Here is a 14,653-nt window from a genome sequence, read left to right on the forward strand (position 1 = left end):
TTTAAACTTTAAGTTTTTAAGCTAAAATTAAAACATGCTCTAAGTTATAAATATCAATTGAATTAAAGAAAGAGAAGTTTAAGTTCGGGAATGTGAGGTACAATTCAAAACTTAAACTCGCTCCAAAAGAAAGGTAGGAGGTGGGATTACACTTTTTTCATCAGCGAAATAGCCTCCCTAGGATTTTCAGCTTTGAAAACGGCGCTTCCAGCTACCAAGATATTCGCCCCTGCTTCTACTATGGCTTTGGCGTTGCCCAAATCGGCTCCACCATCTATTTCTATCATCACTTCAGGCTTTACCTCGTCTAGCAGTGCCCTTAGCTTTCTTATTTTTTTGTAAGAGTGCTGGATGAACTTTTGCCCTCCAAAGCCAGGATTTACCGTCATCAGGTTTACATAGTCAATATCAGGAATGATATCTTCCAGTACCGAGATCGGCGTATGAGGATTGAGTGCAACTCCAGGTTTACAGCCAGCATCTTGGATTTGCCCAATCACACGGTGGAGGTGGGGGCAAGCTTCGTAGTGTACCGAGATGGATGCTGCACCTAACTTGGCAAAAGTCTCTATGTACTTATCGGCATTTACAATCATCAGGTGGACGTCCAAGGGTTTCTGGGCATGTCTATTGATTGCTTCTATTACCGGCATCCCAAACGATATGTTAGGCACGAATACGCCGTCCATTACATCTATATGGAACCAGTCGGCATCGCTGCCATTCACCATTTCAATTTCTTTTTGGAGGTTGGCAAAATCAGACGCCAACATCGATGGAGCTACCATCGTTTTCATATATTTTCTATTTTAATGTTTTGCCAATGAGTTCAACCCATTGGGTCAAGTTGTTTTTCTAAAAGGTCAAAACTCTTTTATAGTTGAATTTATGGCTTTTTTAATGGAGAATTTGGCTCTTTTGCCATCGCATTGTAAGTCATCCTGTCCATAAAGCTAGGGAAGAACTTATTAAAGAGGACCGTTAGTTTTCCCAGCATAGTCAATATCAAAAGCTTTTTCCTTTTTTTGTTCGCCTTATAGATGTGTGCCGCACATTCTTCTGGTGGCATCATCTTTCCTTCGTTTCTTGGAGAGTCTTTCTGGGCAGTGCCATCTTCGGTCAGCGATTTCTTACGGATATTGGAAGCGGTGAAGCCAGGGCAGGCGATCATTACATGGACCCCTTTGTAGCGCATTTCGGTGCGGAGTACTTCCAAAAAGCCTTGTAGGGCAAACTTAGACGCTGTGTACCCAGCTCTTGCGGGTAAGCCTCTAAATCCGGCAATAGAAGAGATGCCAATCACCGATCCTTTGTTTTCTATAATAGAAGGCAGGCAATATTTGGTTGCGTACACTGTGCCATAGAAGTTGATGTTCATTAGCTGGTGCATCACGGAGAGGTCAAGGTCTTCAAAAAGGGCTCGCATGGAAATCCCAGCATTATTAATGAGGATGTCGATTTTTCCCCACTGGGAAAGTACCTCGTCAGCCATGCGTTTGTTATCCTCTTCTTTGCTTACGTCAGCAACTATCCCCATTACCTCTATGCCTAGGGCGGCAAATTCTGCCTGTGCTTCGGCAACGGCTTCTGGTCTTCTACCTGTAAAGGCTACTTTCGATCCTTTCGAACCATATTCTTTCACCAGTGCCTTGCCTATTCCCGAATTTCCCCCAGTTATTACAACGACCTTTCCTTTCATCTATAAACTATTGGTTGAATGAGAGTGCATTTGAAATTGCTCTCGGTTGATCTAGCCGCAAAAGTACTCAGACCTAGATTAAAAAATGGGCTAAATCAGTAAAAAATGAGCAGAACCAAAAATGCTTTTTTTACCAAAACCAGTTTTTTTTACATGGCAAAGAAATTTGGCAAACTAGTATTAGAAATTGGTTTTTTTTTAAGACGTGTTTTAAAACAGTAATCATATAATAAAGAATAGAATGGGTATTCCCCATGTTTTTATCTTTAAAAGCCAATATATACTTATTAAAGTACAAGTTTTGAATATTGCTCTCATTAACGTTTGTTAATAAGTGGTGGTGGTGCTTTTAGTAGCTTTTTAGCTGGTTTTGATGTGGTTAACGGGTAAAAAGTTGACAAGCCGTCAAATCTTACATGCTATATTTAGCGGCATTTAATAAACTGCTTGGTTTCCAGTTCTTTTTATGAAAATAGTTACAACACCTACTCACTTATCTACTTCTCAAAATTTAGTTTAGTTATGGAAACCAAGAAATTAATCCTTGCCTGCACACTCGTGTTATTAGTAATAGCACAATCATCTGCCAAAAATAAAATAAGGTGGACATCAGGTTCGGTAATGACTACCGAGCACCAATATTATAATGGGAAAGTTTTTTATGATTATGAAAAGAAAGTTTTTCTTTATCAAAAAGATGATTCAAATATCCAGACTTTTACACCAAGTATGGTTTCTTATTTTTCTTTTTTCGATGCTGAGTTAGAAATTATTCGCGACTATGTTTCAGTTGAAATGGACGGTGAAGAAGGCTACCAAACAAAGACCTTTTTGGAAATTGTAGGGGACCATGAGCTAACTTTGCTTCGTCAAGAAAAATCGAAAAAGAAGTATGAAATTATGGATCCAGGTACAGAAGCTGAATTTCTATTACACGCTAAGAACTTCGATTATTATGTATTTGTAAGTGGGAAATTTGTGGAGGCTAACCAATTTATAGAAAAAGTCTACCCATTGCTCCATAAAAAACTCGACAAAGACTTTTCAAACTTGCTCACAAAGGATAATTTGAATAACAATATGTTGAGCACAGTAAGTTTTTTTCTTTCCTACTTTGAAAGAATTTTAGAGAAAGAGCCTAATCAACAAAAGATCTTTACACGAAAATCGCGCTAAGGGCAGAGCCTAACCGTACGATATGCTTCATCAAACAGAAAGGAATGAATAAATTATTGAATAGTCAAGAGGTGGCAATCAATACGATAGAACTGCGTATCAAACAAGTTAGAGGACTGATAGCCAATGTAATTGCCATAGGTTTAAAGCTTCAGCCCATCTTTACTGTACTCAGCAGGTTGCCAATTACCCTCCTTCAATATCATTAATTCCTTAAAGCCAATGTTTTGGAGTATTTCTGCCGTTTCGCCAAAGTACGAGGTGATCTCGGAAGGAACATGTGAGTCTGAATTAAGCATAATAGGGACTTTCAGTTCGAGCAAATGCTCCAAAATCCACTTTGAAGGATAAGTTTCGACCGTCTTCTTTTTATATACCCCTCGGGTATTTACTTCTACTATCACGCCTGAGTTGGAAATTTCTTCTAGAGTTTCCAAAACAGCCTTCTGGTACCAATTAGCTGTTTCCGAAAAGAGTTTTCCGTCTTCGTCTTGCATTTTTATTTTGTCCATGTGCCCAAGCACGTCGGGGCAAGCCTCTTTGAGCATCATGCGGGTGAGTTCAAAATAACGGCTGATAAACGCCTCTACATCTCCTTCGTAGCTTGTCTGCAAGCCTTCTAAAAATGTGTTGTGTGGCCCGTCTATCTCGCAAGGTCCGCCATTTTTCTTTTCCCCTGTAAAATGAATAGAGCCAACGGTGTAATCTAGCCCAAGATTTTCTTTTTCTTCTTGGTCGATTTTAAGCAATCCCGGCACATAATCCGTTTCTAGCCCCACGTAGACCTCTATTTGGTCTTCGTATTTTTTCTTCAGGGCGTTGATTTCAGCAAGGTATTTAGGAAAATCCTCATTTTTCATGTTCCACACCGAGTCGAAGGGAACGGGAGTGTGTGAGGAAAATCCATAGCAAATCAACCCTTTTTCAATGGCGCTTTCTAGGTGTTTTTCTGGGGCTTCTTTGCCGTCGCAGTAGTGGCAGTGGCTGTGGTAATTTGTCCAAGTCATTTCAATAGCTCTTTTGCTTTGTTCGAATCTAAACTATCTCACCTTTTTTTTGACAAAAAACATAGAAGATTCACGCCTAATTTACCTTTCGTTAAATTTCAATAGTTCTTTAGTTTTTACCATTGCAAATGCTAAAAAGAACCCATACCTTGGCTTCGACAATATCTAAATAAAATATAAAAACATGAGCGACGAAATGCCTAATGCTGAGGAATACGAACAACAGGCTCGACTGTTGATGGATGAGGGGAAATACAATGAGGCTTTGAGAGAGACAAGCGATGGGTTTCGTACTGACGCGAGCTATATGCCACTTTACCACTTGGCAGTGGCATGTTTAAGGGAAATAGGTGGAGATGAAGAAAGAGCATTATTCGAAAATGTATTAGAAAATCCGAATGAGGCTCAAGGTTATTATAAGATAGGGGCACATTTCATTACCTATAGCGATTATGATTTAGGGCTGCCTTTTATAGAAAAGGCGTTTAAAATGGATCCTGACAATGAATATTATGCGTATGATCTTTCGGTTTGCTATGGCTCCCGGTTCGATATCCAGAAGGCATATGATACCTTGGTTAGGTTTGAGGATTCGGAAGATATAGCTGTGAGAATTAGGCTGGCTTATTTGAATATTTTACTCGGGCAAACGGAAGGAGTGGGGGAAGAGCTGATGAAGCTGGCAAAGGAAATACCTCCTTCGGTCGATAATTACTCATCTGTGCTGGAAGTGCTCAAGGTAGATCATATGAACATGCGACAAGATGCCCTCGAAAATCCTCAGGTGGATATTATGGATTGGCATTTTATCCAATATGGAGGCGTGTTGCTTAATATTTTTGGGGAGTCGGATGAGGAGTTTGAAGTAGCGGGAGGAAGGTTTGTTGCGCTTTGGCTTTCTATGGAACAAGTGCAGCGTACGCTTGCTAACTTGTTGGTTTTGCTCAAGGCTTTAGGCAAAGTGCCGGAAAATCTATTTTATATAGATGACCGTGACTCGGAGATTCTTGCGAGGGCTTTGGGGCAAATGTTGAACCTTTACCCGGTGCCTGTGGAAGAAAAGCATACCGATATCAAAAAGAGCTTGATTGTGGCGGCTGAAGCTGATTCGTTTCAAACGGAAGAATACTTTTTCTTAAAGTTTCAGCAGGAAGACCAAGTGCTTTTTGCCTTTAACCAAAACTGGTTGCAAGACTTATCTATTTGCCCCGATATTACCGGGTTTCTGACCCAATCCATTGGATTGCCGTGGCAAGGTGGTGAGCTAAAAATGGATACGGACGAAGACGGTGAAGTAATAAGCTCTCCAACTGATGACAGAAAGCCAGAGGTCATTGCCCAAGAGTTGGCGGTGGAAGAGTATGAAATTGATGAAGAATTTGAAGAATTGCTCGGGTTTTATACCGATTTTTCCGAATTTTTGAAGATAAACCATGCCCAAATTAAAACCCGATTTGAGTTTGCAGTAGAAAGTCCTGTTCCAGGATCTTATTTTCATTAAACCTAAAAAATTTTAACCAAATGAAATTACTAGCTATTCCCTTTTTGATTTTGATGTCCGCTTTTTCCTTGTCAGCTCAAAAGCTGGAACTAAGAGCAATTAGTTTTAATATTCGTTACGATAGCCCGAAAGATGCAGAAGAGGGAAATGGTTGGGAAAGGAGAAAACCGAGAGTTGCCGAGCTTATCCGTTTTCATCAGCCCGATGTGGTTGGGATGCAGGAAGTATTGAAGCACCAAGCGGGTGACCTAGCGGAAGTCCTGCCCAACTATGGCTGGGTAGGAGTAGGAAGGGACAATGGGAAAACGAAAGGGGAATATTCCCCAATTTTCTATAGAAAAAATAAATTTGAACTGGTTGAAACGGAGACTTTTTGGCTAGCAGAAAGAACGGATAAGCCGGGTAAGAGCTGGGATGCGGCCTTGCCAAGAATTATGACTTGGGCGAAGTTAAAAGTGATAGAAAGTGGCGAGGAGTTCTTCGTTTTCAATACCCATTTTGACCATAAGGGGGAAGTTGCCAGGGTAGAAAGTGCCAAGCTCATAGTAAAGAAAGTGGAAGAGATAGCTGGAGATTCACCTTTTGTGATTACAGGTGATTTCAATTGCAGCCCTGTTTCTGACCCATTTGAAACCCTTGTTGCCAGTTCTCTGATTATGGACTCATTTTTAAACTCAGAAGCAATTCCTTATGGGCCTGAAGGGAGTTTTAGTAGTAGCTTTGAGGCTGGGAAAGAAAATCAAGAACGCATCGACCATATTTTTGTAAGGTCGGGTGCGAAGGTGATAAAATGTGCGGTGCTCACCGATAATTATAGAGGAAAATATCCTTCTGATCATTTGCCGGTGTTGGCTGATATTGAATTTTAGAAAATGCGGGTTTGGCTTCTTGCGTACTAGGCGAAGAGGGTAGGGTCAAGACCGAAATGGCGTTTGTGCGTTAGGTGGCTTGCCCACCTGGGGAAGGCTCTGCGAGAGTACGCCCCGACCTTTTGAGTTGGTACATTTGGTAAGAATTATAAACATTGTGCCAAAGAATGTATATCATTGGCCCAAGGGCTGCCATAGGGCTTATGAAAGTGAGTGCCAGCCAAACGCTGAACATGGTGTTTTTCCTGCCGAGGGCTTGGCTGGTTTCCAAAGAAAACCCTTCTTCGCCTAGTTTGCTCCCAAAGGCAAAGTTTAAAATACAGATAAGTAAAGTAACCAAAGCGATACCTAAAATAAGCGGCAAAGTTCCAGAAGGCTGGTTGGTAACAAAATCCGTTGCCTTTGCTGTAGCTATATAGATATTTAGCAAAAAGCAATAGAAGGAGGCTTTTTTGAATGGGCGTAGAGTATCGATGACTTTAGAAGGCAAAGCTCTTAGGAAACGTGCAAGAAAAAGAGGGGTGAAAACCAATAAAAACACGGGAAACAAGACTTTTTCTATAGAAATTGGGGCAGTTGTCTGTACCATTGACGGGATGGCAAAAGGTACAATAAGTGCTACGCCAATACTGGTTACTATTACCGAAATAGTGACGTACTCGACCCTGCCTTTGAGGTACCCTGTGATGACGGGAGCTGCCGCCGCCGTAGGCATAATTCCGGTGATAAATGCGGTAACCGCCAGTTCTGTATGGAAAGGAAGTATAATAAAATAAAAAAGGAATGCTACTCCAATATTGGCGAGCAGTACCCAGAGGTGGCTTCGCATGAGCATCTTTTTGTGGATCTGCATGTCAAGGAATGCCAAAAAGAGCATGATCATTACCAAATAGCTCACCATAAAAGTGAGCTGGCTACCAATAGGAAACAGTACCCCCAATACCATTGCCACCACCATCAGAATAGATTTCATTCTACAAAAATAGGTAGCTAGTACTGGATTGAGTTGGTTTTTTCCATTAAAATGCGTTTTTTGAGACAAATAAAATTCGGCATCGTTACCAATTTTCAAAACCATGACTAAAGAAGAAGCAATTGCCAGATTGGAGGCTTATAAAAATGAAAGAGGGGTGGCAAACTGGGAGCGAATGGGCGTGAGGGGAATGAGTTCTTTTGGCTTGGGGCTTACCCAAATTAAGAAAGTGGGTAAGGAAATAGGTAAAGACCATGGACTTGCACTTGCCCTTTGGGAATCCACAAATTTTGATGTGAAAACTTTGGCGATTATAGTAGAAGAACCTAAAAAAAGTAAGCAGGGAGCAAGTGGAAAAACAAGTGGGCGACCTCCATTTTTGGATGCTGTCCCATGCTTATTGTAGCGTGATGTTGCCCAAGGTGAAATTTGCAGTAGAACTAGCCGAAGAATGGCACAATGAAGAGGACGATCTTAAAAGGCGTTGCGCATACCTGCTTTTGTACCAAATAGCCAAGGACAACAAAAAGCTGCCCGATAGCTTTTTTGAACCGTACCTTTCCCTGATTGAAAGTAACATCCAACAAGAGGAAAACTTTGTGAAAGATGCGATGAACACCGCATTGCTCATGATAGGGCAACGAAGTGCTGCGCTCCATGCAAGAGCATTGGGTATTGCCAAAAAAATAGGCAAGATAGAGGTGGACTATGGAGATAATTCTTGCCAAGCTGCCGACTGCGTGATGCACTTGGGCAGCGATAGGGTAAAGAAAAAGGTCGGGTTAGACGTGTAGAGTAGGTTTCAATTTAAGTCTGTAAGAATCAAATCGGCTATATCGAACCTTGGGAAATCTCCTGTGTTGTTGAGCAGGATGATGGTAATTCCTTCGTCGGGTTGTTTGAGGAATAATGAGTTGAACCCGAAGTCTGTGCCAGGATGGTAAAGTATTTCATGCTTTTTCGATTCTTCGAATAAAAACCGATCAATCATCCAGCCATATCCATAGTCGGCATCCCAGTCTTCATACTTTACCCTTCTTGCCCACATTTCTGCTTTTCTATCGGAGCTTAGTAGCGTGTTCTCGTCAAGGGCTTTGCTCCATTTTAGTAAATCCGCCGAGGTGGAAGTTATCCCTCCTGCACCTCCAACATTTTGTGGGAAATACATGGGTTCTGGTTTGCCGTACATAAATGCGGCGGCAAGGTTAGAGGTATCCTCTTGCTGCCCAAAATAAGTGTCCTTCATTCCCAATGCACTGAATATCTTTTCTTTCAGCACTTCTCCCAAAGGCTTTCTGGTTACTTTTTCTATTACCAAACCTAGGAGTACATAACCGGAGTTGGAGTAGGCAAACTTAGCTTCAGGCTCAAATTCTAGCGAATCGCTACAAAACTGGGTAACGATTTCTTGGAGAGGGTAGGGCTTTTCAAAAAGCTTGACTAGGTAGTTGTTGTTGTCGAGGTAATTTGGGATGCCCGATTGGTGCGTGAGTAACTGAGCCAAGGTGATTTGAGGATGTGGGTAGTGGGGTATGAATTTTCCCACCGAGTCTTTAACGCTAAGCTTTCCTTCGTTTTGGAGCATCATAATCAACATGCCCGTGAAGGTTTTGGCAACCGAGCCTATCCTAAACTGTGAGTTTTCTTTATTTTGGGTGAGCTCATTATTGTAGCTTTTTTGAAGAAGTATTTCATTGTTGTAAGTGACCAACACATTTCCATTGAAAATATCTTGGCTGTTGTAGTAGGAAAGTATAGAATCTAGCCTTGCCTCCTTCTCTTTTGGGAACTTGTTTTTCAACTCTTCAACTTTCAGCTTGTGGTCGTTAGCTTTATTTTTTGCTTCTATATCCTTCGCTATAGAAGCAAAATCGTGGTCGGGCAAAATGATGTTATAATTTTTCCAAAAGTCAGGGTCGTACATCGAATTTTGGTTTTCAATAAATTTGCCCTTTCCCAATAATTCGTCTGAAGAGAAAGGGGTATAGGCTTCTGTCTGGATGGAAGTCACTAAGTAATCCACCCTTGTTTCCAGCTCAAACTCATAATGGTTGCGAGAGCTCTTAAATGAAATACGGGCATCGTTTCCAACATGGTTGAGGTAGTATTTTCCACCTGTTTTTTTGTAAGATAGCTGGTATTCATCTTTATCCATTTTTAAGTGGATATCGAGCAAAGACATAAGTACACGGGTTCCCTTGTCCCCATAGCTGAAATAGGCTAAACCCTTTGGGCTTATTCCATAGTCGATGTAGAGAAAGGCAAAAGTGTTGGCATCGATGAAGAGCTTTCCTTTATACCCCGCTATTTTCTTCCCGTCCTTTTGGTCGAAGGAGAGCACAAATGCTTTTGTATCGTCATAGTTTGCAGTCCCTTCCAATACAAAATCGTGATTTTTTAACCCTTTTTTATTGAGCAAATCAAAATCGCCTAGCTGGTTGATCACATCAAACTCAAAAATTGAATTCACCCTCAAGCCCATATTGATACCATGGGAAGCTTTTTCATCTTTGATCGCCCGCATTTTATCTAATTTGAATTGTTGTTTTTTATGTGGGACTTTGGACTGGAAAAGGTCAAAAACCGCTTCAGACAGATGGATGTATTCTTGGTTTTTGGTGGAAGAGACCCGGTAAAAGCCCTTGCTCAGAAAAGCGGAACCGTAATAATTCTCAGGAATTTTTTGTAGAGCGGTAGCGAGGATATTTTGTGCAGAAAGGTCGGTGATAAATACCTCTTGAAGCAAAAGAGGATCTTCTGTGAGCTGGCAATCTAAGAAAGCACCAATGTTGTTTAAGGAAAATAGAGCGGTGTTGTATCCAATAAATGAGATTCTCAGGCTATCATTTGCAGTGTTTGAAGGGATAATTAGCTTAAATTCTCCTTGCAGGTTGGTTATAGTCCCCATGTTGCTTTTTTGAAGGGCTACATTGGTGTAGGGCATGGGTTCTCCACTTCCTTTTGCTGTTACTCTTCCTTTTAGGATGATACTTTTTTGTGCCAAAAGTGTTTGGGCAGAGAAGAGGGAGAACAGTATAAAGAAAGTAAGATGAGGAATGGAAATGTATTTATTGGGGTTCATTGGCTGTTAGGGTTATGCCCTTATCAATTAGCAAGAAGCCAGAATGGTTGCCCAAAAGGAGGAGTAATGTTAAACTAAAGGTAATAGGCATAAAAAAGCCTTCCGAAGAAGGCTCAATCAGTTTATTATAAGCTTATTCGTTTGCTGTCGCCCATTTTTTAGCATCTTCCAAGTTGTCAAAGTATTTGGAGATAACCTTTCCCTCTGATTTGTTTTCATCCATCTCGTCCAGTGCTTGATCAACTGCTAATTGAGCAATTAAATCTTCGGGAACTACCATGGCTATTCTTTGTAGGCCAAGCTTAATGAGTTGTGGGTTTATTTCGTGAGCAAACCATTCTTGTAGTTCGGGTACAATAGGGAAAGCAAATTTTTTGGTATCGCCTAACCAATTTTTAATAGTATATTCTTTGAAAAAATCTAATATCAAATTGATTACATCCTTGTAATCATCTCCAGTCATATTAGCTGTTTCAGGTAACCAAGTGACGGTCAATAGGGACTTACTTTCTTCGTAGCTTGCCTTTACAAATTTGTTTTTAGTTAATTCCATAGTTTATTATTTGAGTTATGAATTAGATGTGTTTTTATAACCCATTCTTACTATAGAAATTTCTTAAGTTAACACTTAATATCTGTTGTTTTTTTAAAATATCAACTTTGCTTTTGAGTAGTATCCGCCATCCTTTATATGTTATCATATATTTTGTTTAAAAACAACAAAAACCAAATCCAAATTGGCACATTTCTCCAAATCCGGCCTCTAGTCCAAAATCTACAATCTCTGGAATGGTTTGTATTTCAAAATCGTAGGCGTAAGCCGTCACTCGCTCATGCTGAGGGGTTTGTTCCCATAGTGAAACATAGACTTTTTTAGGTTGCTTTCCCAAATATTTCAACGACATCCCTTGGAGTGTTTTATTGGAAAAAGTAAACTTTGAATTGTTTTCACTACACCATTTTGAGTACCTGCGCAACATCGATTTGAAGAATAATTCTTGGTATTCGTCTGATTCGGGAGCTACATACCTGTTGATGGACTTGCCTTTCCTACTTCGTTCTTCTTTAGTGACCAAAATTGGAGATATTGCTTTTATAGTTTTTGAGCTTACGGGGTGAGGTTCTTGCTCAAATTCTTTCACTTCGAGGATTGCCCCTTGGTAGCTCGACCCCATCAGAAGTGAATCGGATGCGCGGTGGCCTATGTGCAGCATTCTTCCCAAAAACATATTTTGAAGCTCTGAAAAACAGCTTTCTGGTATGAGTACTGAAAAGTCTAATGTGAAAAAGCGGCAAAAAGGTTTTATAGCCTCGTGTGTGGTTTTCCAAGCACCTTCAGGATTGAGCGAAGAGAAGGTATAGAACTCAAAGTTCTTTTTCCCACCGCAGTATTTTGAGCTTTCGGCAAAAATATTTTGAAACCACAAGGAAAGGATATATTGCTGATCTAGCGGGATCAGGTCATTTTTTTTCAATTCAAAAACAATTTTTATTCTCATAGCAGCGCAAGGTTTTAGATTGACCAAAGATGTATTGCTGTTATGTATTGGTTTTTGTTGAAAAGGATAGGAGGGTGATTAAGGAGACGCTTTTGGGGCTTGTCTATTTGGCTAACCCCAAAAGCGTCAAATAAATTTCCTTAATGTTAAATAAAAATCTATTTCAAATCACTATCGGCGCAATATTATATTCGTCAGAAATCTAAAAGGACAAATGCCTTTTAGTTCTAAACGCCTTGTATCCAATTGTTTTTATAGGATAAAAGTGTTTTACCCCATTTTTTTGTAAATCCATTTGTTGAACACAAGCCCAAATAGCAATACTATTCCCCATTGGGTTACAATAGTGGCATTGCTATAAGTGTCTATCACATTCCAGTTGCCAGCTTTATCGAACCAAGGGTATTCGCTGTAGCCCTGGGACATCCACCAGTATACGAGCACCACGGCCAAAAACACATTGACCATGAGGCAGATTTTGAAATAATACTTAGAAACAGAAAAGTCTGAGTCGACATCGATAAACTTGGCTTTAAAATCGAAAGCACCATATTTGAGTGCAGAAAAGGCGATAAAAAAGCCTGAAATGATCAAGCCAATTCCCCAAACCCAGTCTTGGTTGTTGAAAAACTCGAAAGACCAAGCCGAAGGAAAGCCGAGTGCTATACAGGCAACACCTCCTGCCAGAACAGCTTTGTGCCTGTCTATACCCCAGTCGCCCAAGGTCTTGATGAGCAGTTCGAGCATTGGCAAAAGAGAGCTGAATGCAGCTAATGAAAAAGCAACAAAGAAGATGATACCTAAAAATGCTCCACCGGGTATTTTGGCAAACAGTTCTGGAATCACCATAAAGGAAAGAGCTTGATTCCCCGACCTTAGCAAGGTAAGCGCTTCTGCATCCGTTCCTGCAAGGGCAAAAACAGAAGGCAAAATAGCCATTGCCGCTATAATTGAAGCTGTGTTATTTCCAAATGCACCTATAAACGTATTGAGTGTTACGTCTTCCTTGTCTCGGGAGTAAGAAGAGATGGTCATGAGCAAGCCCCAGCCGGCCCCAGTCGACCAAGCCGATTGTGAAAGCGCTTCTAACCATACCGTTGGGTTGGAAAATAACGCTACATCTACATGAAACATGTAATTAAGCCCATTGATACCATTCTCCATGTTAAGAGCAATGATACTAATGATAATGAGCATGACGAAAAGCATTGGGATAAGAATCTTATTTGCCTTTTCTAAGCCATTTTGAACTCCTCGGTACAGGAGTAAAGTACCTAAGCCCACACTTACTATATGCAGCGCTACGATCATCACATTTTCATTGGCAATCCCTTCCCATTGGAGCTTGAGATAGTCAGGATTGGAAGCTAGTTCTTGGGCTAGAGTAGTGCCACCCGAAAGCTCTGCCCATGCATTCCCAACCGATGATCCTAAATAATACAGGGCCCAGCCTGTTACTACTGAATAATAAAAAGTGATTCCAAGGGTACAAAGTGTGATAAAAACCCCCATCCATGTGTACTTCTTGCCGGTCATGCCTGCAAAGGAGCCGACTACAGCTTTCTTAAATTGTTTACCTATGGCAAATTCTGCCATGAGGATTGGGATAGACCATACGAGTAAAAACACTGTCCAAAGTATAATGAACGTGCCACCGTATTGCCCTGCCAAGCGTGGAAAACGCCACAGGTTCCCCGCACCTACCGCCATTCCTAGCGATGCTAAAATAATTCCCCACCTACTACTGAACTGTTCATTAATTGACATAAAATAATTGAATTTTTAATTGTTGTACAAGCTGGGAATATACATAATCAAAAGTAAAAGGGGAAAAGTAATGGAAAATGGCAAAAAAATACCCGCTACATGATAATATAGCGGGTACTGGAATTTCCTGTAGGAAGTTTATTACTCTTTTACTCCTTCATCTTTCATCTCGGCAAGAGCATCTATGTCAATTTCTTCGGCAAATTCTTTCACATCCTCTTGTTCTACACCTTCCGATTCTATACTTACCACAAATCTGTTCTCCACTACAAAAGAAAGTGTTCCTGTTTTGTATTCAGTGTTAAACTGCTCATAAGCTTTTTGTCCTCTGTAGGTAAACGTGCGTTCTATTTCGGTATCGGACTCGCGGTCTATGTCTGCCATAAGCCAAGCTGCCATACCCATGCCGGCAAAGTTGGTCATAGAGCCCATGTCTACTATGCTCACATCTAATTGCCCACCGTCTCCATCTTCATACTCACCCGTAGCGGTTGACATTTTTATTCCCATTGCACCTGCTTTTTCTCCTTCAGAGCTTTTGCGTTCAAAACCCGCAGCTTCTTCGGGCAAGAGTGCTTTTAGTTTTCTGAAACCAACAGGCTCAATATTACCCCCGCTTTCTTCCAAAGCAGTTTCCACTTGTTCCATGGCATTTTGCATAGCGGCAAAAGGATTTTGTTCTTCTTCGCTTTCTTCTTCAACGACCTCTTCTTCTTGTTGGGCTTCTTCAGAGTTGTTGCTTCCGCCTCCGCAAGCCCATACAAACATACATGTCATTACTAGCAGCAAATTAATCGTACTTTTTTTCATAAAAGTTATTGTTAAGTTAATTGGTGTTTTTATAGTTGAGATTTACACGTTTGGGCATAGCTTCTTTGCCCAAGAATCATTGGAGTTGCGTGAAGTTAACTTGTGGGTTTATGCTAAAATTAATCGCTGTATCTCAAAAATGGAGAAGGAATTTGGGAAAATGTTTGATCTATAAAATAATACTAGACTATTCTTATATTTTTTGATACTTTTCAAAGGAAGAGAAAGTTTAAAAAGTTATAGCTTCAGTTAGTGTCTATCTTCTTAACC

Annotated in this window: 14 protein-coding genes; 5 read left to right on the forward strand and 9 right to left on the reverse strand. The window is 40.6% G+C overall.

Annotation, left to right across the window (positions count from 1 at the left end; translation table 11 throughout):
* Window positions 1–146: 146 nt before the first annotated feature.
* Window positions 147–797, reverse strand: a complete 651-nt coding sequence (gene rpe, locus R9C00_08460; GenBank protein ID WPO37479.1) for a ribulose-phosphate 3-epimerase — start codon at window positions 795–797, stop codon at window positions 147–149.
* A gap of 89 nt (window positions 798–886) precedes the next feature.
* Window positions 887–1,699, reverse strand: coding sequence for an SDR family oxidoreductase (locus R9C00_08465; GenBank protein WPO37480.1), 813 nt, complete (start codon window positions 1,697–1,699; stop codon window positions 887–889).
* Window positions 1,700–2,221: 522 nt separating this feature from the next.
* Here R9C00_08465 and R9C00_08470 point away from each other — a divergent pair.
* Complete coding sequence (locus tag R9C00_08470) at window positions 2,222–2,875, forward strand: hypothetical protein (GenBank protein ID WPO37481.1); 654 nt, start codon at window positions 2,222–2,224, stop codon at window positions 2,873–2,875.
* Window positions 2,876–3,018: 143 nt separating this feature from the next.
* Here the strand turns inward: R9C00_08470 and R9C00_08475 are convergent, their stop codons facing one another.
* Entirely contained in the window at window positions 3,019–3,882 is an 864-nt protein-coding gene (locus R9C00_08475; GenBank protein ID WPO37482.1) for a histidinol-phosphatase, read from the reverse strand.
* Between the two features lie 184 nt (window positions 3,883–4,066).
* On the opposite strand from R9C00_08475, the gene R9C00_08480 reads away from it, so the two are divergent.
* Both R9C00_08480 and R9C00_08485 read left to right on the forward strand, forming a co-directional pair.
* Window positions 4,067–5,383, forward strand: a complete 1,317-nt coding sequence (locus R9C00_08480; GenBank protein ID WPO37483.1) for a hypothetical protein — start codon at window positions 4,067–4,069, stop codon at window positions 5,381–5,383.
* A gap of 20 nt (window positions 5,384–5,403) precedes the next feature.
* Complete coding sequence (locus R9C00_08485) at window positions 5,404–6,252, forward strand: endonuclease/exonuclease/phosphatase family protein (protein ID WPO37484.1); 849 nt, start codon at window positions 5,404–5,406, stop codon at window positions 6,250–6,252.
* 70 nt (window positions 6,253–6,322) lie between these two features.
* Here the strand turns inward: R9C00_08485 and R9C00_08490 are convergent, their stop codons facing one another.
* Entirely contained in the window at window positions 6,323–7,330 is a 1,008-nt protein-coding gene (locus tag R9C00_08490; protein ID WPO37485.1) for a hypothetical protein, read from the reverse strand.
* On the opposite strand from R9C00_08490, the gene R9C00_08495 reads away from it, so the two are divergent.
* Entirely contained in the window at window positions 7,329–7,631 is a 303-nt protein-coding gene (locus tag R9C00_08495; GenBank protein ID WPO37486.1) for a DNA alkylation repair protein, read from the forward strand. The genes R9C00_08490 and R9C00_08495 overlap by 2 nt on opposite strands.
* Window positions 7,576–8,019 carry a DNA alkylation repair protein gene (locus R9C00_08500; protein WPO37487.1) on the forward strand — a complete coding sequence of 148 codons (444 nt, stop codon included), beginning with the start codon at window positions 7,576–7,578 and terminating at the stop codon, window positions 8,017–8,019. Before R9C00_08495 ends, R9C00_08500 begins: the two co-directional genes overlap by 56 nt.
* Before the next feature lie 8 nt (window positions 8,020–8,027).
* On the opposite strand, the gene R9C00_08505 is transcribed toward R9C00_08500, so the two are convergent.
* From R9C00_08505 to R9C00_08525, 5 genes are all read right to left on the reverse strand, one after another.
* Window positions 8,028–10,307 (reverse strand): serine hydrolase, encoded by a 2,280-nt coding sequence (locus tag R9C00_08505; GenBank protein ID WPO37488.1) that lies wholly within the window; start codon window positions 10,305–10,307, stop codon window positions 8,028–8,030.
* Between the two features lie 133 nt (window positions 10,308–10,440).
* A complete protein-coding gene (locus R9C00_08510; protein ID WPO37489.1) occupies window positions 10,441–10,860 on the reverse strand; it encodes a hypothetical protein in 420 nt (139 codons plus the stop codon).
* A 157-nt stretch (window positions 10,861–11,017) separates the two neighbouring features.
* A complete protein-coding gene (locus R9C00_08515) occupies window positions 11,018–11,806 on the reverse strand; it encodes a CRISPR-associated endoribonuclease Cas6 (protein WPO37490.1) in 789 nt (262 codons plus the stop codon).
* Between the two features lie 270 nt (window positions 11,807–12,076).
* The gene (locus tag R9C00_08520; GenBank protein ID WPO37491.1) at window positions 12,077–13,573 is read right to left on the reverse strand and encodes a sodium-dependent transporter; all 1,497 of its coding nucleotides are present in this window, start codon (window positions 13,571–13,573) and stop codon (window positions 12,077–12,079) included.
* Window positions 13,574–13,714: 141 nt separating this feature from the next.
* A complete protein-coding gene (locus R9C00_08525) occupies window positions 13,715–14,383 on the reverse strand; it encodes a transposase (protein ID WPO37492.1) in 669 nt (222 codons plus the stop codon).
* Between the last annotated feature and the right edge of the window lie 270 nt (window positions 14,384–14,653).

The organism is Flammeovirgaceae bacterium SG7u.111, assembly GCA_034044135.1.
Classification (GTDB): domain Bacteria; phylum Bacteroidota; class Bacteroidia; order Cytophagales; family Flammeovirgaceae.